29 protein-coding genes are annotated in these 26517 nt (G+C 68.9%); 19 read left to right on the plus strand and 10 right to left on the minus strand.

The window, feature by feature from the left end; genetic code table 11:
* Positions 1 to 12 precede the first annotated feature (12 nt).
* Positions 13 to 1269, minus strand: coding sequence for an L-2-hydroxyglutarate oxidase (gene lhgO, locus BKN51_RS35495; protein ID WP_335645089.1), 1257 nt, complete (start codon positions 1267 to 1269; stop codon positions 13 to 15).
* A gap of 8 nt (positions 1270 to 1277) precedes the next feature.
* Between lhgO and BKN51_RS35500 the strand changes: the two genes are divergently transcribed.
* Both BKN51_RS35500 and BKN51_RS35505 read left to right on the plus strand, forming a co-directional pair.
* On the plus strand, positions 1278 to 1874 hold the full coding sequence (locus tag BKN51_RS35500; protein ID WP_101611753.1) for a TetR/AcrR family transcriptional regulator: 597 nt from the start codon (positions 1278 to 1280) through the stop codon (positions 1872 to 1874).
* Complete coding sequence (locus tag BKN51_RS35505; RefSeq protein WP_101611754.1) at positions 1871 to 2362, plus strand: nuclear transport factor 2 family protein; 492 nt, start codon at positions 1871 to 1873, stop codon at positions 2360 to 2362. Before BKN51_RS35500 ends, BKN51_RS35505 begins: the two co-directional genes overlap by 4 nt.
* Positions 2363 to 2431: 69 nt before the next feature.
* On the opposite strand, the gene BKN51_RS35510 is transcribed toward BKN51_RS35505, so the two are convergent.
* Both BKN51_RS35510 and BKN51_RS35515 read right to left on the minus strand, forming a co-directional pair.
* Positions 2432 to 3967 (minus strand): MFS transporter, encoded by a 1536-nt coding sequence (locus BKN51_RS35510; RefSeq protein WP_101611755.1) that lies wholly within the window; start codon positions 3965 to 3967, stop codon positions 2432 to 2434.
* Positions 3964 to 5061: a C45 family peptidase gene (locus BKN51_RS35515; RefSeq protein WP_101611756.1), complete on the minus strand. Its 1098-nt coding sequence runs from the start codon at positions 5059 to 5061 to the stop codon at positions 3964 to 3966. Before BKN51_RS35515 ends, BKN51_RS35510 begins: the two co-directional genes overlap by 4 nt.
* Before the next feature lie 148 nt (positions 5062 to 5209).
* Between BKN51_RS35515 and BKN51_RS35520 the strand changes: the two genes are divergently transcribed.
* Together BKN51_RS35520 and BKN51_RS35525 are read left to right on the plus strand one after the other, a co-directional pair.
* Entirely contained in the window at positions 5210 to 5425 is a 216-nt protein-coding gene (locus BKN51_RS35520; protein WP_101611757.1) for a hypothetical protein, read from the plus strand.
* Positions 5422 to 6105, plus strand: a complete 684-nt coding sequence (locus tag BKN51_RS35525; RefSeq protein WP_101611758.1) for a hypothetical protein — start codon at positions 5422 to 5424, stop codon at positions 6103 to 6105. The genes BKN51_RS35520 and BKN51_RS35525 overlap by 4 nt, the downstream gene beginning before the upstream one ends.
* Here BKN51_RS35525 and BKN51_RS35530 read toward each other — a convergent pair.
* Complete coding sequence (locus BKN51_RS35530) at positions 6087 to 9206, minus strand: BTAD domain-containing putative transcriptional regulator (RefSeq protein ID WP_101611759.1); 3120 nt, start codon at positions 9204 to 9206, stop codon at positions 6087 to 6089. The genes BKN51_RS35525 and BKN51_RS35530 overlap by 19 nt on opposite strands.
* 141 nt (positions 9207 to 9347) lie before the next feature.
* Here BKN51_RS35530 and BKN51_RS35535 point away from each other — a divergent pair, with 141 nt between their 5' ends.
* From BKN51_RS35535 to BKN51_RS35550, 4 genes are read left to right on the plus strand one after another with little or no spacing between them, the layout of a single operon-like run.
* Positions 9348 to 10478 carry a DegT/DnrJ/EryC1/StrS family aminotransferase gene (locus BKN51_RS35535; RefSeq protein WP_101611760.1) on the plus strand — a complete coding sequence of 377 codons (1131 nt, stop codon included), beginning with the start codon at positions 9348 to 9350 and terminating at the stop codon, positions 10476 to 10478.
* Positions 10479 to 10485: 7 nt separating this feature from the next.
* Complete coding sequence (locus BKN51_RS35540) at positions 10486 to 11415, plus strand: NAD-dependent epimerase/dehydratase family protein (protein ID WP_101611761.1); 930 nt, start codon at positions 10486 to 10488, stop codon at positions 11413 to 11415.
* A gap of 26 nt (positions 11416 to 11441) precedes the next feature.
* Positions 11442 to 12638, plus strand: a complete 1197-nt coding sequence (locus BKN51_RS35545) for a glycosyltransferase family 4 protein (RefSeq protein ID WP_101611762.1) — start codon at positions 11442 to 11444, stop codon at positions 12636 to 12638.
* Entirely contained in the window at positions 12625 to 13251 is a 627-nt protein-coding gene (locus BKN51_RS35550; protein WP_101611763.1) for an acyltransferase, read from the plus strand. The genes BKN51_RS35545 and BKN51_RS35550 overlap by 14 nt, the downstream gene beginning before the upstream one ends.
* Here the strand turns inward: BKN51_RS35550 and BKN51_RS43375 are convergent, their stop codons facing one another.
* Positions 13252 to 13833 carry a hypothetical protein gene (locus BKN51_RS43375; protein WP_146044301.1) on the minus strand — a complete coding sequence of 194 codons (582 nt, stop codon included), beginning with the start codon at positions 13831 to 13833 and terminating at the stop codon, positions 13252 to 13254.
* A 160-nt stretch (positions 13834 to 13993) separates the two neighbouring features.
* On the opposite strand from BKN51_RS43375, the gene BKN51_RS35565 reads away from it, so the two are divergent.
* On the plus strand, positions 13994 to 14569 hold the full coding sequence (locus BKN51_RS35565; RefSeq protein WP_101611766.1) for a Uma2 family endonuclease: 576 nt from the start codon (positions 13994 to 13996) through the stop codon (positions 14567 to 14569).
* Here the strand turns inward: BKN51_RS35565 and BKN51_RS43380 are convergent, their stop codons facing one another.
* Together BKN51_RS43380 and BKN51_RS35580 are read right to left on the minus strand one after the other, a co-directional pair.
* Complete coding sequence (locus BKN51_RS43380; RefSeq protein WP_146044302.1) at positions 14570 to 15193, minus strand: hypothetical protein; 624 nt, start codon at positions 15191 to 15193, stop codon at positions 14570 to 14572.
* A 55-nt stretch (positions 15194 to 15248) separates the two neighbouring features.
* On the minus strand, positions 15249 to 15617 hold the full coding sequence (locus BKN51_RS35580; RefSeq protein ID WP_146044303.1) for a hypothetical protein: 369 nt from the start codon (positions 15615 to 15617) through the stop codon (positions 15249 to 15251).
* A gap of 16 nt (positions 15618 to 15633) precedes the next feature.
* Between BKN51_RS35580 and BKN51_RS35585 the strand changes: the two genes are divergently transcribed.
* The 4 genes from BKN51_RS35585 to BKN51_RS35600 all read left to right on the plus strand — a co-directional run bounded on the left by BKN51_RS35585 (position 15634) and on the right by BKN51_RS35600 (position 18176).
* On the plus strand, positions 15634 to 15846 hold the full coding sequence (locus tag BKN51_RS35585) for a hypothetical protein (protein WP_146044304.1): 213 nt from the start codon (positions 15634 to 15636) through the stop codon (positions 15844 to 15846).
* Between the two features lie 365 nt (positions 15847 to 16211).
* Positions 16212 to 16793, plus strand: coding sequence for a copper resistance CopC family protein (locus BKN51_RS35590; RefSeq protein ID WP_101611771.1), 582 nt, complete (start codon positions 16212 to 16214; stop codon positions 16791 to 16793).
* A 139-nt stretch (positions 16794 to 16932) separates the two neighbouring features.
* On the plus strand, positions 16933 to 17442 hold the full coding sequence (locus BKN51_RS35595; protein WP_101611772.1) for a SigE family RNA polymerase sigma factor: 510 nt from the start codon (positions 16933 to 16935) through the stop codon (positions 17440 to 17442).
* The gene (locus tag BKN51_RS35600; protein WP_101611773.1) at positions 17439 to 18176 is read left to right on the plus strand and encodes a hypothetical protein; all 738 of its coding nucleotides are present in this window, start codon (positions 17439 to 17441) and stop codon (positions 18174 to 18176) included. The genes BKN51_RS35595 and BKN51_RS35600 overlap by 4 nt, the downstream gene beginning before the upstream one ends.
* Here BKN51_RS35600 and BKN51_RS35605 read toward each other — a convergent pair.
* From BKN51_RS35605 to BKN51_RS35615, 3 genes are read right to left on the minus strand one after another with little or no spacing between them, the layout of a single operon-like run.
* Positions 18169 to 18672, minus strand: coding sequence for a hypothetical protein (locus BKN51_RS35605; protein WP_146044305.1), 504 nt, complete (start codon positions 18670 to 18672; stop codon positions 18169 to 18171). The genes BKN51_RS35600 and BKN51_RS35605 overlap by 8 nt on opposite strands.
* A gap of 45 nt (positions 18673 to 18717) precedes the next feature.
* Entirely contained in the window at positions 18718 to 19677 is a 960-nt protein-coding gene (locus tag BKN51_RS35610; RefSeq protein WP_101611775.1) for a Gfo/Idh/MocA family protein, read from the minus strand.
* A complete protein-coding gene (locus BKN51_RS35615; protein WP_101611776.1) occupies positions 19674 to 20780 on the minus strand; it encodes a DegT/DnrJ/EryC1/StrS family aminotransferase in 1107 nt (368 codons plus the stop codon). The genes BKN51_RS35610 and BKN51_RS35615 overlap by 4 nt, the downstream gene beginning before the upstream one ends.
* 158 nt (positions 20781 to 20938) lie before the next feature.
* Between BKN51_RS35615 and BKN51_RS35620 the strand changes: the two genes are divergently transcribed.
* The 6 genes from BKN51_RS35620 (at position 20939) to BKN51_RS35645 (ending at position 26488) form a co-directional block, all read left to right on the plus strand.
* Positions 20939 to 21664: a UDP-N-acetylglucosamine acyltransferase gene (locus BKN51_RS35620; protein WP_101611777.1), complete on the plus strand. Its 726-nt coding sequence runs from the start codon at positions 20939 to 20941 to the stop codon at positions 21662 to 21664.
* 14 nt (positions 21665 to 21678) lie between these two features.
* Positions 21679 to 21918: an acyl carrier protein gene (locus BKN51_RS35625; RefSeq protein WP_101611778.1), complete on the plus strand. Its 240-nt coding sequence runs from the start codon at positions 21679 to 21681 to the stop codon at positions 21916 to 21918.
* Positions 21918 to 22643 (plus strand): SDR family NAD(P)-dependent oxidoreductase, encoded by a 726-nt coding sequence (locus BKN51_RS35630; protein ID WP_174720491.1) that lies wholly within the window; start codon positions 21918 to 21920, stop codon positions 22641 to 22643. The genes BKN51_RS35625 and BKN51_RS35630 overlap by 1 nt, the downstream gene beginning before the upstream one ends.
* Positions 22643 to 24040 (plus strand): AMP-binding protein, encoded by a 1398-nt coding sequence (locus BKN51_RS35635; RefSeq protein WP_101611780.1) that lies wholly within the window; start codon positions 22643 to 22645, stop codon positions 24038 to 24040. The genes BKN51_RS35630 and BKN51_RS35635 overlap by 1 nt, the downstream gene beginning before the upstream one ends.
* A 157-nt stretch (positions 24041 to 24197) precedes the next feature.
* A complete protein-coding gene (locus BKN51_RS35640; protein ID WP_101611781.1) occupies positions 24198 to 25250 on the plus strand; it encodes a LuxE/PaaK family acyltransferase in 1053 nt (350 codons plus the stop codon).
* Positions 25247 to 26488, plus strand: coding sequence for an acyl-CoA reductase (locus BKN51_RS35645; protein WP_101611782.1), 1242 nt, complete (start codon positions 25247 to 25249; stop codon positions 26486 to 26488). Before BKN51_RS35640 ends, BKN51_RS35645 begins: the two co-directional genes overlap by 4 nt.
* Positions 26489 to 26517: the final 29 nt, after the last annotated feature.

Genomic DNA, 26517 nt, shown 5'->3' on the forward strand with positions numbered 1-26517 from the left:
ACCGGACACGGCCTAGTCGGACACCTCGTCGGCGATGTGCTTGGCGATCTCCAGTGCGCTGGTCGCCGCCGGTGAGGGTGCGTTGAGGACGTGCACCTGGTTCCGCGCGGTCTCGATCAGGAAGTCGTCGACGAGCGCGCCGTCCGGGCGCAGTGCCTGTGCCCGGACACCGGAGCCGTGCCGCACGATGTCGTCCTCGGTGACGGCGGGCACGAGCCGCGCGAGGCTTTCGGCGAAGCGGCGGCGGGAGAACGACCGGCGGACCTCGTCGAGCCCGGTCGGGTACGCGTACTTGCGCGCGAGCCGCCAGACGCCGGGGAAGCGGGCGACTTCGGCGAGGTCCTTCGCGGAGACGTCGCGCCAGGTGTAGCCCTCGCGGCGCAGCGCGAGCACGGCGTTGGGGCCGGCGTGCACGCTGCCGTCGAGCATGCGGGTCAGGTGCACGCCGAGGAACGGCAGCGACGCGTCCGGGACCGGGTAGATCAGGCCGCGCACCAGATGGCGGCGTTCGGGCTTCAGTTCGTAGTACTCGCCGCGGAACGGCACGATCCGCGCGCTCGGGGTGAGCCCGGCGAGCCGCGCGACGCGGTCGGCGTGCAGGCCCGCGCAGTTGACGAGCGCGTCCGCGTGGATCACGTCGTCGCCGGTCGCCACCTCGACGCCGCCGGTGCTGCCCGCGCGGATCCCCAGCGCGGGCGTGCCGAGGCGGAGGTCGGCGTCGGATTCGTCGAGCAGCCGCACGAGCGCGGTGCAGACGGCCGGGAAATCGATGATGCCGGTGGACTCCACGCGCAGCGCGGCGACGCACGAGACCTCGGGTTCGTACTCGCGGGCTTCGCTCGGGGTGATCAGCTTGGCCGGGACGCCGTTGGCTTCGGCCCGTTCGGCGAGCACCTTCAGCGCCGGAAGCTCCGCTTCGGAGGTGGCGACGACGAGTTTGCCGCAGACCTCCACCGGCACCCCGTACTGCCGGGCGAAGTCCACAATGGACCGATTGCCCGCGGTGGACATCCTGGCCTTGAAGGAACCCGGCTTGTAGTAGAGCCCCGCGTGCACGACGTTCGAGTTGTGCCCGGTCTGGTGGGCCGCCCAGCGGTCCTCCTTCTCGAGCACCGTGACGTCCAGGCCACGTTTGGTCAGCTCCCAGGCGGTGGCGAGCCCGACGATTCCGCCCCCGATGACTACGACTGTGCGCACGATCGACCAGGTTACCCGGAACGCTACCTGACAGCTGTCAGGTTGAGTGGTAGCGTACCTGACCGATGTCAGGTAAGCGGTTGAGCAGGGAAGAACGCCGGGAGCGGATCCTGGCCGCGGCGGCGCGGGTGTTCGCCGCGTCCGGCTACGACGCGGCGGGGATGCGCGAGGTCGCGACGGCGGCCGGGATCAGCACACCCGTGCTCTACGACCATTTCCCGTCCAAGGCCCGGCTGTACGCCGGCCTGCTGGAGTCCGAAGTGGACAGTCTGCTGGCCGGCTGGGGCGGGCTGCCGCCGTCGGGCACCGCGGAGGAGCTGCTGCGTACCAGGGTGGCGGCGATCTTCGCGTGGATGGAGACGAACGAACGCGGTTGGCGGATGATCTTCGCCGAAACGCCGTCCGACGAGGGTGTCGCCGAGGCTCACCGGCGCGGGCAGGCCAGGGCCACCGGGCAGCTGACCGAGGTGTTCGCCCAGGTCCCCGGCCTGGCGCTGACCGCGGACCTGCCGCGCGACCGCGCGAACGAAGCGCTCGCCGAAGCGGCGAAGAGCGCGCTGAACGCCATCGCCACCTGGTGGTGGAGCAACCGCGACATCCCGCGGGAGCAAGTCGTCGCGCTCACGACGGATCTGTTGTGGCGCGGTCTGGGAGCCCTTATCCAGGAGGACACATGAGCATCGACACCACCGAGCGGTACCGCCGGGCCCTCGAGACCCAGGACGTGGAACTCGCGCTGAGCGCCTTCGCGCCGGACGCGGTCGTGCACTCGCCGCTGACCAGCCGCGTCCGGTTCACCGGGCACGAAGAACTCCGGCCGCTGCTGGAAGTCGCCTACTCGCATCTGCGTGACGTCAGCTTCCACACCGACACGGGCGACGCCTCGACGCGGGTCGTCGTCTACACCGCGCGCATCGGCGCGGAGGAGATCGAAGAAGCCGCGGTGCTGAAGCTCCGCGAGGACGGGCTCATCACCGAAGTGACGCTGTTCGTGCGGCCCCTGCCCGGGCTCGTCGCGCTGATGGACGCCTTCGGCCCGGACATCGCGCGCCGCAATGGCCGCACCTTCGCGGCGCGGGTGCTGGGCGTGGCCGCGAAACCGTTGCTGGCCATGGTGCGGTCGGGCGACAAACACGCCGTGCCGCTCGCCGGACCGAGGAGCTGAAGGACGCTTTCCCCGCATCTGATGCGGGGAAAGCGCCCTTCGCGACGTCTTATGCGGGGAAGGGCCCCTTCAGCCCGTCGCGACCGGAACCGGCGCAGGCTCGTCCTCCGGGTCCTCGAGGACCTTCGGCACCCCGCGCAGCGTGAACAACGCGCTGACCGCCAGCAGCGCCATCAGCGCCGCCGAGCACACCATCGTCACCTGCAACCCGTCGACGAACGCGAGTTTCGCGTTGCCGAGGATCAACGCCCCCTGCTCGGGCGGCAACTGCGCCGCGTACTGGACGGCGCCGCCGAGGGTGTCCGAGATCGCCTCGGGCGGCACACCCGCCGGGATGACGAGTTCGCTCCGGTACAGCGCGCCGAGCGCACTGCCGAGGACGGCGATCCCCAGCGCCCCGCCGAGTTCGGTCGCCGTCTCGGAGATCGCCGACGCCGCGCCCGCCCTCGCCTTCGGCACCACGCCGAGCACCGTGTCCGTCGCGACGGCGAGGATCAGCGCCAGCCCGACGCCGAAGATGATCATCGCGGCGAGCAGGTCGGTGTAGACGATCGTCACGCCGATACCCGAGTACAGCGCGAAGCCGACCGCCGACAGAGCACAGCCCAGCGCGATCGTGACCGCCCGGCCGAAGGCCTTGATCGCCAGTGGCGCGAAAACGCCGCCGACGATCGCGCCGCCCATCCCCGGCAGCCCGGCGAGCCCGGATTTCAGTGGCGACCAGCCCACCACCAGCTGCAGGTACTGCGCGAACATCAGCGAGACCGCGAGCTGCGCGAACATCGCCAGGATGGTGGTGCCGACGGTCGCCGAGAACGCCCGCTGCGCGAACAGTTTCAGGTCCATCAGCGGTTCGGCCAGCCTCGGCTGCCGCAGGACGAACGCGAGCAGGCAGCCGAGGCCGAGCACGGCGGCGACCGCGACGTCCCAGTGCCCCCAGCCCTGGTACGCGACTTCCTTGATCGTGTAGACGATCCCGACCATGCCCACGACGGACAGCAGCACGCTGGGCACGTCGATCCGGCCCGGCGCCGGGTTCTTCGACTCGGGCAGGATCAGCGCGCCCGCGATCACCATGACGATCACCACCGGCACGTTGACCAGGAACACCGAACCCCACCAGAAGTGCTCCAGCAGGACACCGCCGACGAGCGGGCCCATGCCGAAACCGAGGATGGTCAGCCCGCTCGAAACGCCGATCGCGGCCGCGCGTTCCTTGCCGGTGAACACGTTCCGGATGATCGACAACGTCGACGGCATCAGCGTCGCGGCGGCGATCCCGAGCAGCGCGCGGGCGGCGATCAGGAGCTCCGCCGTCGGCGCGTACGCCGTGATCACCGAAGCGATACCGAACAGCGATGCCCCGATCAGCAGCAGTTTCTTCCGGCCGACCCGGTCACCGATGTTCCCCATCGTGATCAGCAGCCCGGCGAGCGCGAAACCGTACGCGTCGGCGATCCACAGCATTTCCGTCGTCGACGGGTGCATCTGCTCCGAAAGCGACGGCAGCACCAGGTGCAGCACGGTCAGGTCGATCGCGATCAGCAGTTGTGCCAGTACACAGACCGCGATGGTGCCGATCTTGCGGCCCTTGCCGATGGTCACCGCGAAACCCCGAAGGTGAATTCCGTCGAGTGACGCGCGGTGCCGTGCTCTCCGTCGCCGAGGTAGAACCGGGTGCTCATGGTGCGGGACGCCGGGTCGAGGACGCTGCGCCACAACGTCCGCCACGGCGCGCCCGGCTCGATCGCGACGGACACCGCGTCGAGCGCGTCGCGCGGTCCGGAGCCCGCCTCCTTGGTGAGGGTGCGGAGCCGCTGGTAGGTGAGCATGGTCTCCGCGGTGTCCTCCGGCAGCGCGTCGATGTCCGGGTAGCGGTGCAGCGGATGGTTCGTGACGCACAGCGGCCCGTCCGCGACCTCGACGAAGTACTCGATGTCGTGCGCGCCGCGCTCGTAGACGAAGCCGCGGCCGGAGGCGTCGGCGACGATGTAGTGACAGGGCGCGCCGTGGTCGTACTGCTTGGCGAGCATCAGCGCTTCCTTGGCCTCGTCGACGGTTTCGCACGTGTCCAGCAGGTACCGGCAGACCTGGGGCACCGAGAGGCCCGCCTGCGGACCAGGGTCGTGCTCCAGCGGCGCGGCCGCCTCGATGTCGGCCATCAGCAGGGCGACGACGAGCCCGGCCTCGTTGACGCCTTCCATCGCACCGTCCACTGTGGACATGGAGAGCGACGTCGAGGCGATGCCGTCGTCGGGGATCGTGGTCAGGACGTAAGGGCGTGACGCCATCGGCACCGTCCCGTCGTCGACGGGCTCCGCACCCGCCATCACCGCGCCCAGCTGACTCCAGCTCAAGGTGAAGAAGTCGTAGTTCCGGCCGAGCACACTCCCCGTCCACAGCGCCGAACAGCCCGATCCGGCGGGCAGGGCACTGGCGTTGTCGAAGGACACCGCCGCGTCGGCCGGGAGCCCGTACGCCTCGGCGAACCCGGCCGTCCGCGCGGCGTACTGCGGCCAGTTCCGCCCGAACCAGACACGCCGCGCCTTGGCCACGATCGGATCGACCGGTGGCGGCGTCCAGTCGGTCCGCGCCTTCATCTCGGCCGCGAGCGCGTGGCCGATCTCGGCCTGGGTACCGCGCAACGTCAACTGCCGCACGGCGAGGAAGTCTTCAGGAGATCCCGCGAGATAAGTCATGGCCGGGAGCGTGTCCGCCGCCGCTGACCGTCCGCGCACCACGCGCTGACCGCCTGTCTGTGCTTGGCGGCGCTGGCAGCGTCTGTCATCGGAATGTCATGTGCCCCGCGCCAAAGTTGCCTCACCGACAACGGAAACGAGGGAACCGATGCTCAGCAACAAGGTGTACGTCATCGCCGGAGGCGTGATCACCGTCCTCTTCATCGTGCTCGCGATGGCCGAGTTCTCCACCGGCTACCCGGAGGACGGCCTGCAAGACCTGTTCTACGCCGCGTTGAGCGCCGGCGCCGGTGTCCTCCTGTACGTCCTCGACCGCCGTCAGCGCGAGCGCCGCGCCGCCGCGACGCAGCGTGATGCCCGATGAGGAACATCGACGGCGGCTTCCTCGCCACCCCGGACCAGGCCTCGCTCGACCGCCGCGAGCGGGACGTCCGCAAGGGCAAGCTCGCGCTGATGCTGACCGTCGCGGGCGGATTCGTCGCCCTGATCGCCGGTTACAACGTCCTCATGGAGTTCTCGCCGGTCTCGCTGGCGGTGACACTGATCGCGCTGGCCGCCGCCGTCGGTGGCGGCGTGCTCACCAAACACCTGATGCGGAACGTGCGGTTCCGGGTGCACAAGCCGAACGCGGGCCTGATCGGCGCCGCGAAACTCACCGGGCTCCTGGTGGCCTTCTTCGCGATCGCCGCCCTGCTCGGCTCGATCGAGGCGCCCGGCGCGCTGCGCGTCGTCCTGATCGCCGTCGGCTGCGGCACCATCGCCTACGTGCGGTCGCTGCACGACCAGCAGTGGGTGCTCTTCGAACTGGACGCGGTCGGTGTCCGGATCGAGCGGACCGTCGTCCCGTGGCGTGACGTCACCCGCCTCACCACCGACCCGGTCGGTCCCGGGATGACCCGGCTCGGCGCGATCCCGGTCAACGCGGCACCGCTGTACGTCGCGGTCCAGGACAGCGAACTCGACCCGCGCCTGCTCGCCGAGGCCGTCGGCCGCTTCGCGCCGCAGGGGATCTTCTTGACGGGCGCTCAGAACCCCGTCAATTGAGCGGCGCCGCGCATGCCGAGCCCTTGGCGGTACGACCGGTCGAAGCCGGCACCGAGCCGCTCCCGCACGGTCGTCCGGAGCAGGGCGGCGTCCAGATCGACGGCGTACGCGGTGCCCCGCACGGTCACCGCGGCGCCGATCAGGACCGCCGCCCGCTCGGGGTCGCCCCGGAGCAGCGCGACCCCGGCGAGGCCTTCGACGGCGCAGGCCATGGTGGTGCTGTCATGCCAGCTGTCCGCCGAGACGAGCGCCAGCCGGTGGAGTTCCTCGGCCTGGTCGGCGTCACCTTCGGCGGCCGCGACCCAGCCCAGCGAGATCATCGCCCCGGCGCGGACCCCCTCGGCCGCGAACGAACCGCCGGGGCATTCCGAAAGCGCGAGTTCGCTCAGTGCGCGAGCCGCGGGCAGATCGCCTTCGTGCCGGGCGAGGAACGCGAGCCCGATGTACCCGGTGGCCCGGCTTTCCGGCATCCCCGAGCGGCGCGCGATCGCGATGGCGAGGTCGAAATCCGCCCGCGCCCCCGCCGCGTCGCCGTGGAGCAGTTTGCTGGCGCCGCGACGGCACAGCAGATCCGCGTCGTCGTCGGACGCGCCGAGTTCCCGCATCAACCGGAGCGCTTCGTTCATCGTTTCGAGGGCCTCGGCCTGACGGTCCGTCCAGACCAAGATCTGTGACAGGTGATCGAGGACCATCGAAAGGCCCCAGCGCTCCCCGAGCTCCCGGAACGCCTTCTCCCCGGCGCGCAGGAACCCTTCCGCCGTCTCGAGTTCGCCTCGCATCAGCGCACGGAGCCCGTAGCCGGTCGGCGCGAGCGCCAGGCTCCAAGCGTCGCTGTGCGCCAGGAGGGCCTGACTGCGTTTGATCAGCGCGTCGTCGTCACCGGGCGGACCGGTCACCACTCCCATCAGCAGGAGCAGCGCCGGATTCCGGGGCGCCTTGGCCAGGTTCCGCACGAGGTCGTTCACCGCCGGAACGTGCCGTTCCAGGGCCTCGTGACCGCGAAGTCCGGCGGTGGCGTTGAGCACGGAGAGCTGGTACTCCTCTTCGAGGCCGTCCGGCGGCCGCGGGCCGAGCCGCTTGACCACCTCCATGCTCAGCGTCGAGCCCTCGAACCGGCGTCCGCGCATCCACCAGTACGTCACCAGTGAGGCCGAAAGCCGCAGAGCGATCCGGATGTCGGCTTCGGCCGCCCAGCGCAGCGCGGCCAGGAGATCGTCGTAGGCGTCATCGAGACGGTCGAGCCAGACGAGCTGGTCACCGGTGCGCAGGAGCGGGTCCGCCTCTTCGACGAGGGCGAGGAAGTGTTCGGCGTGCGCGCGCCGCAGCTGCTCGGCCTCGTCCGCTTCGGTGAGCTTCTCGGCGAAGAACGCCCGGATGGTTTCGAGCATCCGATACCGGTTCCCGCCGCGTTCGACGAGCGATCTGTCCACAAGGGACGGAAGCAGGTCCTCGATGTCCGGCACGGCGCAGATCGCTTCGGCGTCGGCGAGGGTCGTGCCACCCGCGAAGACGGTCAGGCGCCTGCCGAGCAGGCGTTCGTCCTCGTCGAGCAGGTCCCAGCTCCATTCGACGACGCCGCGCAGGGTGCGATGCCGGTCCTCGGCGACCCGGCTGCCCCGCGAGAGCAGCTTGAAGCGGTCGTCCAGCCTTGAGGCGATCTCACCGGCGGACAGTGTCCGCACGCGCGCCGCGGCGAGTTCGATGGCCAGCGGCAGCCCGTCGAGCGCGGCGCAGATGCGCTGGACGTCGCCCGCGGTGGTGTCGTCGACGGCGAATCCCGGGTCGTTGGCCTGAGCCCGGTCGGCGAACAACCGGATGGCGGCGAACTCCAGCGACCGGCCGGGCGGCGTGCCCGGCGGCGGCACGGCGAGTCGCGGCACGGGGGTGACGACCTCGCCGGTGATGCCCAGCGGCTCCCGGCTGGTGGCGAGCACGCGCAGCGCCGGGGCCGCGCCGAGCAGCCGGGCGGTCAGTTTCGCGGCGGCGCCGACCAGGTGCTCGCAGTTGTCGAGCACCAGCAGGAGCGCCCTGTCCGCCAGGGCGTCGATCAGCCGCTCCAGCGGCGCGTGCTCCACGGGGGCGGTGGCCGCCCCGATCGGGACCGTCCGCAGTCCGAGTGCGGTCAGCACGGCATGGGCGACGTCGGCGTCCTCGGTGTAGGGCGCGAGTTCGACGAAGACCACCGGGAGTTCCGTCGCGGCGGCGGTCTCGATGGCCAGCCGTGTCTTGCCGCTCCCGCCAGGCCCGGTCAGCGTCACCAGCCGCGAGAGGTCCAGCTGGCCGAGCACGTGCCGGAGGTCGCCCTCGCGGCCGATGAAGGTGGTGAGCTGCGCGGGGAGCGGCGCGGTCGTGGCCTTGGCCTTCGGCGTCTCGCCGCGCAGGACCGCCAGATGCGCGGCGGCGAGGTCCGGTCCGGGGTCGGCGCCGAGTTCGTCGGCCAGGACGCGGCGGGCGTCCTCGAACGCGGTGAGCGCGTCGGCCTGGCGTCCCGCGGCGTGCAGCGCGCGGATCAGCAGTGCTCGCGGCCGTTCTCGCAGCGGTTGGGCTGCGATGACCTCGCGAAGCTCGGCGAGGACGTCTTCGTGCCTTCCCATCTTGAGCTCGGCCTCGACGCGATCCTCGACCGCGGACGTCCTCAGCTCGTTCAGCCTGGTGACTTGCGGATCGCGGAACGGCGCGTCGGTGATGTCCGCGAACGCCGGACCCCGCCAGAGAGCGAGAGCGTCGCGAAGCAGTTCCGCCGCTTTCGCGGCGTCTCCCGTCGCGAGAGTGCGTCGGCCTTCGGCGGCGAGCCGCTCGAACCGGAGCGCGTCGACGTCGTCGGGGTCCACGGCCAGCCGGTAACCCGCCGGGCTGAACTCGACGGGCGCGAGGTCCTTCAGCGCCCCGCGCAGCCGCGAGACCTGCGATTGCAGCGCGTTCGCGGCGCCGTCCGGCGGCTGCTCGCCGTAGAGACCGTCGATGAGCCGCTCGGGCGGGACGACCCGGCCCGCCTCCAGCGCGAGCAACGCGAACAGCGTCCGGACCCTGGGCCCGCCGACCGGGACGACGGTGCCGTCCTCGCGGCGCACCTCCGTCGCCCCCAGAACGCCGAATCGCATGGGGGCCAGAGTAGGGCGTTCGAGGGTGACCGTGTGTTGACCTGGGCGGATCCAGCCCGCCCGAGATCGGCCGAATGGCGTCTATACACTTCGCCGGGTCCCCACGCAATGGGAGAGGGCTACGGGAGAGGGTAAAGAGGAATGTCCGAGCACGAACCCGTGGTCCTCGGTCAGCCGACCGTCGGCGAAGAAGAACTCGCCGCCGTGGCGGAGGTGTTCCGGTCCGGCTGGCTGGCCGGTGCCGGCCCCGCGTGCCGCCGCTTCGAGGAACGCTTCGCGAAGACCGTCGGCACCGCGCACGCGCTGACCACCAGCAACTGTGGCTCCGCACTCTTCCTCGGTCTGCGTGTACTCGGCGTGAAGCCGGGCGACGAGATCATCGTCGGGGACTACACGTTCCCCGCCACCGGCCACGCCGTGCTCCAGGCGGGCGCGACCCCGGTGTTCGCCGACATTCGCCCGGACGTGTGGAGCGCCGACCCGGCGTCGATCGAAGCCCTGATCACCCCGCGCACCGTCGGCATCCTCGCCGTCGACGTCGCCGGGCAGCCCGGCGATTTCGACGAGTACCGCGCGATCGCCGACAAGCACGGCCTGTGGCTCTTCGAAGACGCCGCCTGCGCCGCGGGCGCGACGTACAAGACCCGCCCCGCCGGCAGCCTCGCCGACCTGGCCGCGTTCTCCTTCCACGGCCGCAAGGGCATCACCGCGGGCGAAGGCGGCGCGCTGGTCTCGGACCGCGAAGACCTCATCGCGCACGCGCGCAAGCTGCACACCTACGGCATCGAGCCCGCCATCACCCGCGAGGGCTCCGGCGCGCTGCCGATCCCGGAGTTCCACGAGCTGGGCTACAACTTCCGGCTCTCGGACGTGCAGGCCGCGATCATGAACGTCCAGCTGGACCGGCTCCCGGACCTGCTCTCGGCCCGCCGTTCGGTGGCCAAGCGCTACCACGAGGCGTTCGAAAACCTGCCCGGTCTCGACGTCCCCGTGGAACTGCCCGACCGCGAACACCCGTGGCAGGCCTACATCCTCACCGTGGCCCCGGAGATCGACCGCGACGCGCTCGCGCTGCGGATCCGGGAGCAGGGCGTGCAGTGCAACTTCGGCACCTACGCCTCGCACCTCCAGCCCATCTACGGCAAGAAGCAGACCTTGCCGGTATCGGCGGACCTCTTCGCCCGTCATCTCGCCATCCCGATGCACGCCAACCTCACCGATGACCAGGTCGACCGGGTCATCGGGACCGTCAGCGCCGCACTGCCGAGCTAGGAGAGAAATGCCCGACAAGAAGGTCCTCTTCACCGGGGGCGGCGGTTTCATCGCCGCGCACGTCATCCCGATGCTGATCGACGGCGGCTACACCGTCCGCGTCTTCGACAACATGACGCGTGGCGACCGCGCCAGGATCAACGAGTTCGTCGCCACCGGCAAGGTCGAACTGGTCGAGAAGGACGTGCGCTACGGCGGCGCCGTGCGTGAAGCCATGCGCGGCTGCACGCACGTGATCCACTTCGCCACCGTGTCGATCAACAAGTCGGTCGCCGACCCGCACGAGTCCATCGACATCAACATGGTCGGTAACCACAACGTCTTCGCCGCCGCTGCGGACGAAGGTGTCGAGCGGGTCGTGTTCGCGTCGACCGCGTCCGTCTACGGCGACCCGAAGCGGCTGCCGATGCACGAGGACGACGAGCTCAAGCCGCTCACGCCGTACTGCATCTCGAAGCGCGCGGGCGAGGACATGCTCGGCTTCTACGAGCGCACCAAGGGCCTGTCCTGGAACGCGCTGCGGTTCTTCAACGTGTACGGCCCCGGCCAGAAGATCGAGGCCTACTACACGTCGGTGATCAACCACTTCATCCAGCGCCTGCGCGCCGGCCAGCCGCCGATCATCGACGGCCGCGGCGACCAGTCGATGGACTTCGTGCACGTCACGGACCTGGCCCGCGCCGTCGTCGCGGCGCTGGAGTCGGACGAGGCGAACGTGCCGATCAACATCGGCACCGGGATCGACACCTCGATCGCGACGCTCGCGAAGATCCTCATCGACGCCGTCGGCGTCAACGTCGAGCCGCTGTTCAACGAGCGCGACGTGCTCGTTTCGCGGCGTGCCGCGGACATCACCCGTGCCCGCGAGGTCCTCGGCTGGGAGCCGAAGATCTCCGTGGAAGAGGGCATGTACGAGCTGGTCAAGGCTTCGGAATGACTGCCGGGCCAGGGGAGAGCCGCGCGATGCGCATCGCTGTCGTCAACAACTTCTTCCCGCCGAGGGTGGGCGGAAGCGCGCACATGGCGGCGTCCCTGGCCGAGCAGTACGCGGCGCGCGGACACGAGGTGCTCGCGATCACCGCGGCCTACGCAGACGCCCCGGCCGACGAGACGAAAGACGGCTATCGCGTCGTCCGCCTGCCCGCGGTGAAGATGCCGCAGCTGGGCCTGTCGATCGACTTCGACATGAGCTTCGCCTCGCTGCGGCCGGGGAACTGGCGGCGGCTGCGGAAGCTGCTGGACGAGTTCAAACCGGACGCGATCCACCTGCACGGGCAGTTCTTCGACCTGTCGTGGCTGGCCGGGCGGTACGCGCGGCGGCACAAGCTGCCGATGCTGCTGACCATCCACACCCTGCTGATCAGCGACAACAAGCTGTACGGCGGCGTTTTCCGGTTCCTGGACACCGTGCTGGTGAACCCGATCCTGCGGTACCTCAAGCCGCGGTACGTCATCCTCGACAAACTCGGCGTGGACTACTGCGTCGAGCGCTACGGCACGAGCGACGAGAACTCGGACTACTTCCCGATCGCCGTCGACACCGGGAACTTCGAGAAGCCGTTGACGAAGGACGTCCGCGCGGAGCACGACCTGGGCGACGGTCCGGTGATCGTCTCGCTCGGGCACGTGATCCCGCTGCGCAACCGGCTCCCGCTGGTCGAGGCGCTGCCGTCCATTTTGGACAAGCACCCCGGCGTGAAGGTGGTCGTCGTCGGCCGCGTGTACCACGACGTCTTCCTGAAGCGGGCGGAAGAACTCGGTGTCGCGGACGCCATCATCGTCACCGGCGCCGTGCCGAAGGCCGACGTGCCTTCGTACTTCGCGGCGGCCGACATCGTCACGCACGACCTCAACGGCGGCTGCGGCACCGCGTCGCTGGAGGCGATGCTCTCGGGCACCGCGACCATCGCGTCGGTCACCGAGGACAACTACCCCGGCATCGAACTGCGCAACGGCGAGAACATCCTGCTGGTGCGGCCGGACGACAGCGAGGCGGTGGCGAACACCGTCATCGAACTGCTCGACGACCCGGAGAAGCGGGCTTCGGTGGCACAGCGGGAAAGCTCGATGGTGCGGGCCAACTTCGGCCTCGACGTCGTCGCCGAGGAGCACCTGCGCACGTTCGAGAAACTGGTGACCGAGGCCGATGTTCTTCGATGACGAGCGCAGCAACCGGCTGCGTCCGCAGATCCTGACCGAACTCGTTTCGCAGTACATGAACGACGCCGAGCGCGCTCGTTTCTACGGACTGCCCGAGTCGACGCGGGTGCGTGAGCGCGTCAAGATCATCAGCCCCGAGAACCTGAAGATCGGCGAACACTGCTGGATCGGTGAGGGCGCCGCGCTCGACGCGAGCGGCGGGCTGGAGATCGGCGAGCACACCAGCATCGGCCTGAACACGCTGATCTTCACGCATTCCAGCTGGCTCGCGAACATGACGCTGCAGAACCACTCCGGCAGCGACCTCATCGAACGCAAACCGGTGAAGATCGGCAAGGGCTGCTTCATCGGCGGCCTCGTGGTGATCATGGCGGGCGTGACGATCGGCGATTTCGCCACCGTGCAGCCGAATTCCGTGGTCGCCAAGGACGTCCCGCCGCGCACCCTGGTCGCGGGCAACCCGGCGCGCGTGTTCCAGCGTTACGACGACGAGTACATCCAGTCCGAAGTGGAGCGTGTGCGCGGCGAGAACGCGCGGCGGCGCGCGCTGGCGGAAGAACGCGGGGACACGTCGTCGTCCTGGGGTGCCCCGGCGGGCGACTTCACGGAGTAGTCAGAGGCGTTCCGCCAGCCTCTTGGCGATCGTCTCGTAGACGTCGGAACGGGTCGGGCCGGAAATGTCGACCAGCGCGACCCGGATCTGACCGTGGGCGCGTTTGTAGACCACGGTCGTCACCCGCTGGTCCTTGCCGTCGCAGAACCACGCCGTCTCGCCGATATCCGGCAACGGCGTCGGCGGTTTCGTGCACTCCTTCTTGGTCTCCGCCGCCATCGACGGCACCGACCAGCCCTGCTCCGCGACGACGCTCAGGTAGAAGCCGTCCGAGCGGTTGTAGTGGCACGCGTAGTCGGTGATGCCGTCCTTTTCCTTCACCGCGGCTTCCTGCTGCCCCTCTTTCGAGCCATAGATCGTGTCGCCCATGATCTGCTGGACCTCGGTGAGCGGCAGGAACGGGCAGGCCGCCGTGATCTTGGCAGGCGAGGCGGGTGGTGGAGGTGTCGTCGGCGTGGTGCTCGTGGCTTTGCTCGCTGACGTGGATGGCGGGGCCGGTGGCGGCGCCGGGGCGGGCTCACCGCTACAGGCGGTGAGGAAAAGGAGCGTGCCGACGGACAAGAGCCCCCAGGTTCTTCTCATCGGTGAAATGTAGCGGACCTGCGGAAACAATGGGGATTTCCGGAGTGATTCTTGCGCACGGGCAACTCGTAGAGTGTTCGTTCGCTACCGTGTGTGATGGTACGGTTCTGGTGAAATCGTGGGAAGATGGTCTGGCGATCACGGGCGAAGGAGGAGTTCGATGAGTGTCGTGCACTGGCATCACCGTCTCTTGACGCTCGATGACTGGGCCGCGTTGCCGGAAGATCCGGAACACCGCGCCGAAGTCGTCGAAGGAGTGCTGGTCGTGGCCCCCCGGCCCATGTCGTTTCACCAGCTTGCGGTCACCCGCCTGGGCTATCTGCTCAACGAACAGCTGCCCGAATCGCTCATGGCTCTTTCGGAAGCCGAGTTCGTCGTCACGGAACTTCCGTTGACGGTTCGGGTGCCGGATGTCCTCATCTCGGCGACCGAACTCGTGAAAACGAACCCAGCACGCTATGCGGCGCAGGACGTGCGCCTCGTCATCGAGGTCCTGTCCGAGGGCACCGTCCGCACCGACCGGGTCACCAAGTTCTCCGAGTACGCCGAGGTCGGCATCGAGCGCTACTGGATCGTCGACCTCGACGACCCGGCGAGCATGGTCACCTACCGTCTGGTCGACGGTGAGTACGAGAACTTCGGTGAGCACACCGGCAAGGTCGATCTCGACTTCGACGGCACCCCGCTCACCCTCGACCTCGACGCGCTGACCACCCGCCACGCGCAGCGCCCCTGATCACAGCCTGTCGGCCAGCATTTTCGCCAGCGTCGCGTAGACGTCACTCCTGGTGCTGTACATGTACAGCGTCGCGACCCGCGTTTCGCCATGGCTGCGTTTCCCTGCGGTCACCAGGATGTTGAGATCCGGCCCGTCGGTGGGGATCGAACACCACAAGGCCTGCTCACCGATACCCGGAAGCTGCGTGATCGGCTGCTTGCATTCCTTCGCGAGCTTGTCGATCGTCGCGCGAGGCGGCTGGTTCCCGGGGATGGCCGCGACGAAGAGCTCCGCCGATTTCCCGTATTTCCCTTTGGGGTCCTCGAAAGCGCACCGGTAGGCCTTGCCGGTGCCGACCCGTTCGGCTTCGCCTTCGTTGGCGACCAGATCGTCTGATCTCCCGATCACTTGAAGGAACTCGGTCGGGCTCAGGACAGGGCAGGCCGCGGTGATCTTGGCGAGCGGAGCCGGTGGAGTGGTACTGGGGCTGGGTGGCGTGCTGCTGGACGGCCGCGCCGAGGACGTCGGCGCGGCCGACGACGCGGGCGCTGCCGGCGTGGGCTCGGTCGCGGCGCCGCTCGAGCAAGCCGTGACGGCGAGCAGCAGGAATGCGGTGGTGAGGGTCCCCCTCGATCTGTGCACGGCGTGAACTTAGCTGTTCATAATGCTGGGCGACCAGCCAATTCTTCGTGACCTGTCAAAGCCGCTCGGCCAGTCGTTCGGCCATCGTCTTGTAGACGTCGGACCGGGTTTCGCCGATGAGGTAGACCCACGCGACCCTGATCTGGCCGTGTCCGCGTTTGTAGACCATCGTCGACATGAAGCTGTCCTTTTCTTCGCAGTACCAAGCCGTTTCACCGATGCCCGGCAACATCGTCGGCGGCCTCACGCACTGCTTCTTGGCCTGCGCCGCCATCGACGGCAGCGACCACTCCTTCTCCGAGACGACGTACAAGTACAAGCCGTTCACGCCGTTGTAGTGGCACTCGTACTTGGTGATGCCTTTTTCTTTCTGTACCTCTGCCTCCTGCTGTCTCTTGCCCTGGCCCAACTCCGCGGTGCCCATGATCTGGTGGACCTCGGTGAGCGGGAGGAACGGACAGGCCTCCCTGATCATGGCGGGCGAGGCGGGTGGTGGCGGTGTCGTGGGAGTGGTGCTCGTGGGTTTGCTCACCGAGGTGGGCCACGGGGCCGACGGGGACGGCGGCGGCGTCGGCTCGCCGCTACAAGAGGTGACGAAAAAGAGCATGCCGACGAACAAGAGCCCCCAGGTCCTTTTCATCCTCGAAATGTAGCTGACCTGCGGAAACATCGGGGATTTCCGTGATGGTTCTTGCGTGGGGGCAACTTCGAAGAGTGCTCGTGCGTACTGTGGAAATGGCTTACGAGAGCTTCGGTGAGGACACCGGCGAGGTCATCTCGACTTCGACGGCACCCAGCTCGCTTTGGATCTCGACGCCCTCACGGCGCGGCACTCGCAGCGCCGAGGGACTGTGTGGAAATAAGAGACACTCAACGTCCCTATTTCCACACACCCCTCACCCGGAGCGCCACCCCATCACCCGCCGGGCCGCTCACTAGCAGGCCCACCGGGAACCGTCGCCCTCTCGAGCCCGACTACTAGGCTCGACGGGGAGTTCCCCGGCGAGGAGGGTGTCAGATGAGGTTCAACCGGTTCGGCGCGTCGCTACTGGTCGCGGGCATCGCCCTGCTGGGCGTCGCGACCCCGGCGCTGGCCCACTCGGAGCTGAAGAGCAGCGACCCGGCCCGGGGCGCTTCGCTGGCGACGCCGCCGACGCAGATCAAACTGACCTTCTCCGGCCCGGTCACTCTCGCCGACGACCCCATCCAGATCACCGGGCCCGAGAACGCGTCGTGGACGGTCGGCCGGGCTGAGGTCGCCGGGATGGTCGTCACGGCGCCGGTTCAAGCGGTCGGGCCCGCCGGCGAGTACACCCTCCGCTACAAGGTGACCTTCGAGGACACGCACGCCGCGAGCGGCTCGGTGAAGTTCAACCTCACCGCCCCGGTCGCGCCGCCGTCGTCCAGCAGCGCGCCGACGAGCAGCCAGGCCCCGGCCAGCAGCGCGGCGCCCGCGGCGAGCGCCGCCCCCGCTCCGGCCGCGGAGGAGACCACTCCCGACAACCTGGTGCCGACCTGGGTGTGGATCGTCCTCGCGGTCGCCGTGGTCGTCGCCGGGCTGGTCGTCGCGCTCCGCTTCGTCCGGCGCAAGAACGACTGAGACATCCACTTCCCGGGTGATCTTCTTTGCCCTGCCTCCCCGTGGTCGAAGATCATTCATAGACCTCTACGGGAGACCGCCCGAAAAGGTTGAGGCAACCTTTCAGGTGGTCAACCGTCGAACTGAGATGAGGACCAGGGTGGCTCGCGGCGATGACGAGTTCGTCGAGTTCGTTCGGAACTCGTCGAACCGTCTGCAGCACGCGGCCTACCTGCTGACCAGTGACCGTCATCAGGCCGAGGACGCCGCCCAGACGGCGCTCGCCAAGACGTACGCGGCCTGGTCGCGGGTACGCCGCAAGGACGCCTATGCCTACGCGCGGCAGGTCCTCGTCAACCACATCATCGACGGCTGGCGGCGGCCCATTCGCGAGAACGCGACCGAGGAGGTCCCCGAGCGGCCGAGCGGCGCGGACGTCGCCGGGGCCGTTGTCCAGCGGAAATGGCTGCTTGACGCGTTGCGTACGCTCACAGACCGGGAGAGAGCCGTCGTGGTGCTCCGGCACTTCTTCGATCTGAAGGAGTCCGACGTGGCCGGCGAGCTGGGTGTCTCGGTGGGCACCGTGAAGAGCACGAACTCCCGCGCCCTCACCAAGCTGCGGATCACCGCGGAGGACGGAACGGAACTGATCGGCGGGCTGGGACGATGACCGACCTCGAGTCGCTGCGCTCGGCACTGCGGGAACCGCCTGCCGAGGAGTTCGCCGAGCCCGACCTCGGCGCGATCATGACCAAGGGCAGGCGCATCCGCCGCCGTCGCCGTCTCGCGACCGGCGCGGGTGGCGTGGCCGCCGCGGTGGTGACGGTGCTGGTCATCGTCGGCGCTGTCGCGTTGAAGGAACCTTCGCAGCGCCCGCTGCCGCCCGCCGCGAGCACCACCACGTCCGCACAGCCGCCGGTGACGTCGCTACCGGCGGTCACCGACCCTGCGCCGAGCCCGGCACCGCTGGGCGAGACCACCTCGCTCGGGATTAAGGGCGAGGATGGCCGTGAGCTGGTGATCTATGCCTTCGCGATCGACGAGCCGGCTCTGCCGGGCGTCGAGTTCGGCTTGCAGGTCGCCTACCGGAACGTCGACGGCAGCTACGAAGCGCTCTTGGGCAGCAACGAGTTCAAGGGGTCCGACCGGTCTTTCGGCTTCCACGCGGTGGACGGCGGCGACATCCTCCAGAACACCTTCGTGCCCGTGTTCGGTTATTTCGCCGGTCCGGCGACGCGGATCACCAGCACGGTCCGGGGAAAGCCGGTCGAGGCGAACGTGGTGCCCTGGAGCGGGGACCCGTCGGTCATGATCTTCTGGTTCTCCCCGTCGGACGTGGAGTCGACGGGCGTGCTGACCCCGCTCGTCGCCTACGACGCGAGGGGCCAGCGCCTCGTCAAGTGAGCGTCCGATCTTCACCCGAGCCGAGGTGTGGTCGCCGGATTTCGGAGAAATAGGCATTGACCGAGGACCGGTACAACCCGGCGATGCCGAGCACCGTCCCCGCGAGGGTTACCGCGTCGATCACGACGAGGACGATCCCCAGGCCTGACACCTGTACTTCGCCGCCCACCGTGGTGGCGCGCCCTGTCGCGTACAGATAGTCGACCACCGCGGCGATCACGGTGATCAGCATGATGAGGCTCATGAGGCTCGCCGAAACGGTGACGGCCACCCGTGCCCAGTTCCGGCCCGCCCGGGTCACCACGCACAGCGCCATCTGGACGACGCCGAGCACGAGGAACCAGACGATGACCGGCGGATCCGAATCCTCCGGACGGAAGCGAGACCCGTCCGCGGCTTGCATGACGGCGAGGATCGAGAACAGCCCCGAGGTGATGATCCACGTCAAGGCCGCCAGGGCCAGAACGGTCGTCGCACGCTTCAGGGTCTTAGGCACTCGCGGATGGTAGCCGTGCCCAGCCGGGACGGGTCCCCGAGGAGGTCAGGCGGCGGCCTGGGTCAGCACCTGGTCGACGACGGCGTGCGAAGGCAGGATCAGGTCGCGCTCGGTGTCGGCGTCGATCTTGCCTTCGAGCAGTTCGAGGAACCGGTCCAGCTGGGTCGCCAGCGGCTCGCGCGCGGTGACCAGTTCCGGGATCTCGATGACGGTCTGCTGCCGGTAACCGAGGCCGTCCTCGGTGACCGAGTCGTGCGAGACGTGCCGGTAGATGGTGACGTCGCGGCGGAGCAGGTCGATCTCGATCATGCGGTCCAGTTCGGACACCCACAGCGAGCGGACCTTGCGCTGGCCGAGGCGGGAAGCGGAAACCGTGGCGAGGCCGGACTCGAACGACAGCACCGTCTCGATGGTGTCTTCGGCGCCCTCGACCGAGTTCGGGTGGAAGTAGCCCGCTCCGGACGCGACCCGCTGCGGGGTCGCGCCGCCGAAGAACTGGATCGCCAGGTCGACGTCGTGCACCAGCAGGTCCCACGCGACACCGGTCTTGATACGCGGCGCGTACGGGCCGTGGCGGCGGGCCATCAGGTGGATCGGCTCGTTGACCAGCGCCCGCGCGGTCATCACGGCCGGGTTGTAGCGCTCCAGGAGCCCGCACATCAGCGGGACGTCCTTCTTCGCCGAAAGGCCGACGATCTCCTTGGAGAATTCCAGGCTGTTGCAGACCGGCTTCTCGACCAGCAACGGCTTGCCCTGGCCCAGGATCTCCTGCGCCAGCTCGTAATGCGCCTCGGTGGCCGAAGCGAGCACGACGGCGTCCACATCGGACAGCGAGCCGATTTCGGGCGTCCACTGGGTTTCGTAGCGCTCGGCGACCTTGCGGCCCGCCTCTTCGCGCGGGTCGATCACGCGGACGAGGTCCACGCGCTCGTTCGCGGCGAGGACACGGGCGTGCAGCGAGCCCATGTTGCCGGTGCCGATGAGGGCGATCTTGTGGGTGGTCATGCGCCGAGCACCTCGCGAACCGTTTCGATGATGGTGTCCAGGTCGGACTCGGAGAGGTGCGGGTGCACGGGCAGCGAAAGCGCCTGCGCGGCAACGGAAGCGGCCACCGGGAAGTCCTCGACCTTCGCGTCGGGGATCAGCGGGTTGTTCCGGTAGCAGTCGTAGTCGAAGACGATCTTCGGGTAGTAGATCCCGTTGCCGATGCCGCGTTCGGTGAGGGCGGCGGCGAGTTCGTCGCGCGAGAGGAAGGCGTGCGGGCCGACCAGCACGGTGTACTGGTGCCACACGTGTTCGCGGCCCGGAAGGACCTGCGGGATGTCCAGACCCGGCGTGCCGGCGAGGCCTTCGGAGAGGCGCTTCGCGTTGGCCTGGCGGGCGGCGGTGAGCTGGTCCAGCTTCTCCAGCTGCGGGATGCCGACGGCGGCGTGCAGGTCGGTCATCCGGTAGTTGTGCCCGGCGACCTCGTACTGGTAGCGGGCGCGCATGCCCTGGTTGCGCAGCACGCGCAGCGCGTCGGCCAGCTTGTCGTCATCCGTGGTGATGACGCCGCCCTCGGCGGTGGTGATGTTCTTGGTGGCGTACAAGGAGAAACAGCCGATCCCGAAGGATCCGGCCTGCTTGCCCTCGAACGAGGCCCCGACGGCCTGCGCGGAGTCCTCGATCACCTTGAGGCCGTGCTCGGCGGCCAGCGGCGCGAGCTTGCCCATGTCCGCTGTCTGCCCGTAGAGGTGCACGGGCATCAGGACCTTGGTGCGGTCGGTGATCGCGGCGGCGACGGCGTCCGGGTCGATCGCGAAGTCGTCGCGGCGGATGTCGGCGAAGCGGACGGTCGCGCCCGCCTCCAGGATCGCGTTCAGCGTCGCCACGAAGGTGAACGGCGAGGTGACGACCTCGTCGCCCGGCTTGAGGTCGAGCGCCTGGATGGCGGCGACCAGCGCGGTGGTGCCGTTGTTGACGGCGATCGCGTGCTTCGTGCCGGAAACGCTCGCGAACGCATCCTCGAAGCGCTTGACCATCGGTCCCTGTGCGATGGCGCCGGACCGCAGCACCTCGACGACGAGGTCCTCCGCGTCACGGACGTCGACCACGGTAATGGGGATCATCTGCAAGTCTCTCTCGACTGGGCGTTCTGGTGCGTCCGGTACAGTGAGCCGCCGGTTCTGCGCCCGGCCGCCCTCTCTGGCGCGGGCCACACGTTACCGGGACCGCCGAAGCGCCCATTACCCCAGGCTGCCTCCCAGCCACAACGAACGGATCTCACGTGGTGAACCGCATCCACCCGACAGCAGTCATCGGCGAGGGTGTCGAGCTCGGTGACGACAACGTCATCGGACCGTTCACGGTCATCGTGGGCCCGGCGCGGATCGGCGACGGCAACTGGATCGGCCCGCACGTGACCATCGGGACCCCCGGCGAGGACCGCGGCCGTGAGCACCCCGCTGCCTGGGACTCCGCGCCGAACGGTGATCCCGATCACGACGGGCACGGCGTCGTCATCGGCAGCCGCAACCGGATCCGCGAGTACGTCAGCGTCCACCAGGGCACCTGGCGCACGACCACCATCGGCGACGGCGGGTACTTCCTCCGCGGCTCCCACATCGCCCACGACTGCCTGGTCGAGGACGCCGTCACGGTCGCGTCGAACGTGATCACCGGTGGCCACTGCCACATCTGGTCCGGGGCGAACCTCGGCATGGGCGCGATCCTGCACCAGCGGGTCGTGATCGGTCCCGGCGCGATGGTCGGGATGAGCTCCGCCGTCCGCAAGGAGGTGGGCGCGTTCACCATCGCCGTCGGCAACCCCGCACGGGTGACGGGCGTCAATACCGTCGGGCTGTCCCGCCGCGGGCTGGACGAGGCCACCATCGAGGCACTGGGACCGTGGCTGAAGGGTAAGGGCGGTCTCCCTGAGGACGGGCTGGCCGACCGGCTGCCCGGCGACCTCTCTACCTTGGTGAAGGCGTGGGACGCCCGTCCGCGCGAGTGAGTAGGAGTCACAAGATGGCGGAAGTCGCCGGCAAGCTGCGTGAGGTCTTCGTCGAGGCGCTGGACCTCGATGGCGAGGTCGACGTCGAAAACCTGAAGTACCGCGACATCGAAGCCTGGGACTCGGTCGGTCACATGGCGCTGGTCGCGGCCATCGAGGACGAGTTCGAGGTGGAATTCGACACCGACCAGGTGATCGACATGTCCAGCTTCAAGGTCGCCGTCGACATGGTGACCGACCTCCAGTCCAAGTGATGCTCGAAGGCAAGGTCGCCCTGGTCACCGGGGGTACCCGGGGGATCGGGCTGGCCACCGCGCGGGCGCTTGCCGAAGCGGGCGCCACCGTCGTGCTGACCGGTCGTGACGAGGCCAAGGCCAAGGAAGCGGCCGCGGCGGCGGGGGCCGCGAGCGGCCTCGCGCTGGACGTCACCGACGCCAAGGCCGTGTCGACGGTGGTCCGCGGCGTGGCCAAGGAGCACGGCAAGCTCGACATCGTGGTCGCCAACGCCGGGATCATGGAGGACGCGCTCCTCGGCATGATCCGTGAGGAACTGGTCGACACCACGCTGAGCACGAACGTCGCCGGAACGCTGCACACCGTCCAGGCCGCGGCCAGGGCGATGATGCGCAAGAAGAGCGGCGCCATCGTGGTGCTGGCCTCGATCGTCGGCGAGCACGGAAGCGCCGGTCAGACGGTGTACGCGGCCTCGAAGGCGGCGGTGGCGAACATCGCGCGTTCGGCCGCGAAGGAACTCGGCCGGTCCGGGATCCGGGTCAACGCGGTGGCGCCCGGCGTCATCGACACCGACCTGACCTCGGGGCTGACCGAGGACGCCAAGGCCGAGAACATCGGCAAGACCCCCCTCGGACGGCTCGGGACGCCCGAGGACGTGGCGAACGCGATCCGGTTCCTGGTCAGTGATGACGCTTCGTTCATCACCGGGCAGGTGCTGGGCATCGACGGAGGACTTGTTCTGTAATGACCCTTTTGGGTGTGGGTGCACGGCTCATCGACGTCACGAGCGGCAAGACGCTCGCGGGCGAGGAACTCGACACCGAGGTCACCCGCGTCGGGGCCGCGTTGTCGCTGCTGCCGCCCGGTGCGCTGTTCGCGCGGATGTCGGTGGACCTGCCCAGCGTGCTGAACTACCTCGGTGCGTTCGAGGCGGGCCGCGCGATCGCGCTGATCGACCCGGCGCTCGACGCCGACGTCCTGGCGGGGCTCATCGAGCGCTTCCGACCGGCTGCCGTGCTGTCCGCGCCGGACGCGCCCGCACCCGAGGGTTACGGCGTCTCCGACGGGCACTGGGTCCGGGAGTCCGCCGAAGGGGTCGAGCCGCATCCCCACCTGGCCGTCCTCCTGCCGACCAGCGGTTCCACCGGCAACCCGAAGCTGGTCCGGCTCTCCCGTGGTGCGGTGTTCGCCAACGCCGACGCGATCGCGCAGGTGCTCGGCATCGACCGCGACGAGGTCGCGCCGACCAGCCTCCCGCTGCACTACAGCTACGGCCTGTCCGTGCTGAACTCCCACCTCGTCCGCGGCGCGACCGTGGTCATCGAGCCCTCCGGCGTGCTCGGGCGCGGCTTCTGGGACGCGGTCAACGAGTACGAGGTGACGTCGCTCGCCGGGGTCCCGTACCACTACGAGATGCTGCGGCGCCTCAAGTTCGATCCGGCGAAGTACCCGACGCTGCGCACGCTGACCCAGGCGGGCGGCAAGCTCCGCGACGACCTCGTCGCCCAGTTCAACGACAAGATCCGCGCGGTCGGCGGGCGGATGTTCGTGATGTACGGCCAGACCGAGGCCGCGCCGCGGATGACCACCGTCCCGGCGGAGCGGCTCGCGGAAAAGCTCGGTTCCGCCGGGCCCGCGCTGCCCGGCGGCTCGTTCGCCGTCCGGCGTGAGGACGGCTCCGAGACCAAGCACCCGAAGATCGTCGGCGAGGTCGTGTACCGCGGCCCCAACGTGATGATGGGCTACGCCGACGACGAGGCCGGGCTGGCCGCGGGCGACGAATGGGGCGGCGTGCTGCCCACCGGCGACCTCGGCTATCTCGACGAGGACGGGTTCCTCTACATCACCGGACGGCTCAAGCGGATCGGCAAGGTCTTCGGCAACCGGGTCAGCCTGGATGATCTCGAGCAGGCCGTGCGTTCTGCTTCGGTGGGGATCGACGTCGTGGCCGCCGTCCCGGCCGGGGACAAGGTCGTCCTGTTCGCGGAGGGGGCCGACAAAGATATGTGCAAGGACGCCGCGAAGGCGCTGTCCGAGCGGCTCCACCTGCACACCAGCGGGTTCGACGTCCGCGCATGCGACACCGTGCCGCTGCTGGCCAGCGGCAAGATCGACTACCGGTCGCTGGAGGCCCAGGTATGAGTAGCCGCGGCACACGAGCCGACCACAGAGCGCGCGCTGGCCGTCAGGCCCCGCTATCGGGGCGGCAGGGCGCTTTTCCCGGGCAGGTGACGTGTGAGGCCATGTCTCGCCCTGTCGACACGATCGCGGTCGCGCGCAAACTCGCGGAGGAAACAGCATGAGTGTGTTCACGTTGTCCCAAGCTGAGCGCGAGAAGTCGTTGCTTCCGCAGCTCGCCGAGCTCACCGCGCACCACCGCGAGAACTCCGAAGGGTACGACCGGATCCTTTCGTCGCTGGGCATCGCGCGGGACGCTGCGTTCGCGTCCATCGCGGACCTGCCGTGGCTGCCGGTGCGGATGTTCAAGACGCACGACCTCCGGTCCATTCCGGAGTCCGAGATCTTCAAGACGCTGACGTCCTCGGGGACCACCGGCGCGGGCGCGTCGCGGATCTACCTGGACAAGGCCGCCGCCGGCGCGCAGACCAAACAGCTCGGCGCGACGCTGCAGGAGGTCCTCGGCGGTGAGCGGCTGCCGATGCTGATGGTCGACACGATCGGCATCATCAAGAACCGCCGCTCGTTCTCCGCGCGCGGCGCCGGAGTGCTGGGCATGGCCAACTTCGGCCGCAAGCACACCTACGTGCTCGACGAGAACGACGAGCCGGACGTCGAGGCGGTCAAGACCTTCCTCGCGACCTACGGCGACAAGCCGTTCCTGATCTTCGGCTTCACCTTCATGGTGTGGCAGTACCTCTACGAGGTCGCGCGCGAGCACAAGCTCGACCTGTCGAACGGGATCCTGATCCACTCGGGCGGCTGGAAGAAGCTGATCGACCGCGCGGTCGACAACACCGAGTTCCGCCGTCGCTTCAAAGAGGACACCGGGCTCACCCGGATCCACAACTACTACGGGATGATCGAGCAGATCGGCACCGTGTTCCTCGAAGGACCTTCCGGGAACTCGTTGTACTGCCCCGACTTCGCGGACGTCGTGATCCGGAACCCGGAAACCTGGGAAGAGCAGCCGGTCGGCGAGCCCGGCGTGATCGAGGTCGTCAGCACGCTGCCGCACTCGTATCCTGGGCACGTCCTGCTCACCGAGGACCTCGGTGTCTACAACGGAATCGACGACGGCGACTGGCCGGGCAAGCACTTCTCGGTCATGGGCAGGCTGCCCAAGGCCGAGGCCCGCGGTTGCTCGGACACCTTCCAGGGAGCGGCGGCATGACTCTCAACCAGCGTTTCCCGCTTTCGGACGCCATCGAGGTCGACAAGCTCGTCGAAGAGCTGCGTGCCGAGCCCGTCGGTGGACGGCTTCGCGTGGGCGACCCGCGCGTCGTCGAGTTCCTGACGAAGTTCGCGCGCAAGCTGCTCGCACCCGCGACTGCCCGCCGGTTCCCCGAGCTGGCCTCGCTCGGTTTCTTCCTGCGCAAGGGAGAGATCGCCAAGGCTCTGTCCACTTTGGAGACTTCCGGAGACGCGCTGCGCTTCCCGCGCGGCCTCGTGTTCCACGTGCCGCCCGCCAACGTCGACACGATCTTCGTGTACTCGTGGGCGCTTTCGGCACTCGCGGGCAACCACAACGTCGTCCGCGTGTCCTCGCGTTCGGCCGGCGCCGCCGAAACGGTGCTGGAGGCGCTGAACGCCGCACTGTCCGAAGTGGACGCCGACACCGCCGCCGCGATCACCGCGACGCAGCGCATGATCACTTACGACCGCAGCGACGCGATCAGCGGTGCGCTCTCGGTCGCCGCGGACCTGCGGGTCATCTGGGGCGGCGACGCCTCGGTCGCGGCGCTGCGCAAGTACCCGCTGGCGCCGCACGCGCGCGACTTGACCTTCCCGGACCGGTCTTCGTTCGCCGTCGCTTCGGTGCGCGGCTGGCACGAGGCCTCCGAGACCGAGCGCCGCGGTGCCGCCGAAGGCTTCTACAACGACTCGTACTGGTTCGACCAGGCCGCCTGCTCGTCGCCGCGCGCGGTGTTCTGGGTCGGCGACGAAGCGGGCGCTCGCGAAGCAGGGCAGGAGTTCCGGAAGCTGCTCGCCGAGGTCCTGGCGAAGAAACAGCACGTCACCGAGCCCGCGATGGCCGTCCAGAAGCGGGTTTCGGCGTACGGCGCGGCCGTCGACGGGCTCGTCAACGGCATCGAGTTCCAGGGCAACGGCATCGTGACGCTCGAGCTGGCCGACCCCGCGATCCTCCCGCGCGAATGGCTCGGCGCCGGCACTTTCGCCAACGCGCGGGTCGACACGCTTTCCGACCTCGTCCCGATCGTGCTCCGCAAAGATCAAACCGTCGGTCAATTCGGCTTCAGCAAAGAAGAATTGACGCAATTCGTGACGGAATTGGCGGGCCGCGGCGTCGACCGTGTCGTTCCCTTCGGATCGGCCCTGACGTTCTCCGCGATTTGGGACGGCTACGATCTGCTGACCGAGTTCAGCCGCTTGGTGACCGTACAGGCCTGACCAGCGGCGAAAGAGGCCAAGCAAGGAGG

It is taken from the genome of Amycolatopsis sp. BJA-103 (genome assembly GCF_002849735.1).
Taxonomy (GTDB): domain Bacteria; phylum Actinomycetota; class Actinomycetes; order Mycobacteriales; family Pseudonocardiaceae; genus Amycolatopsis.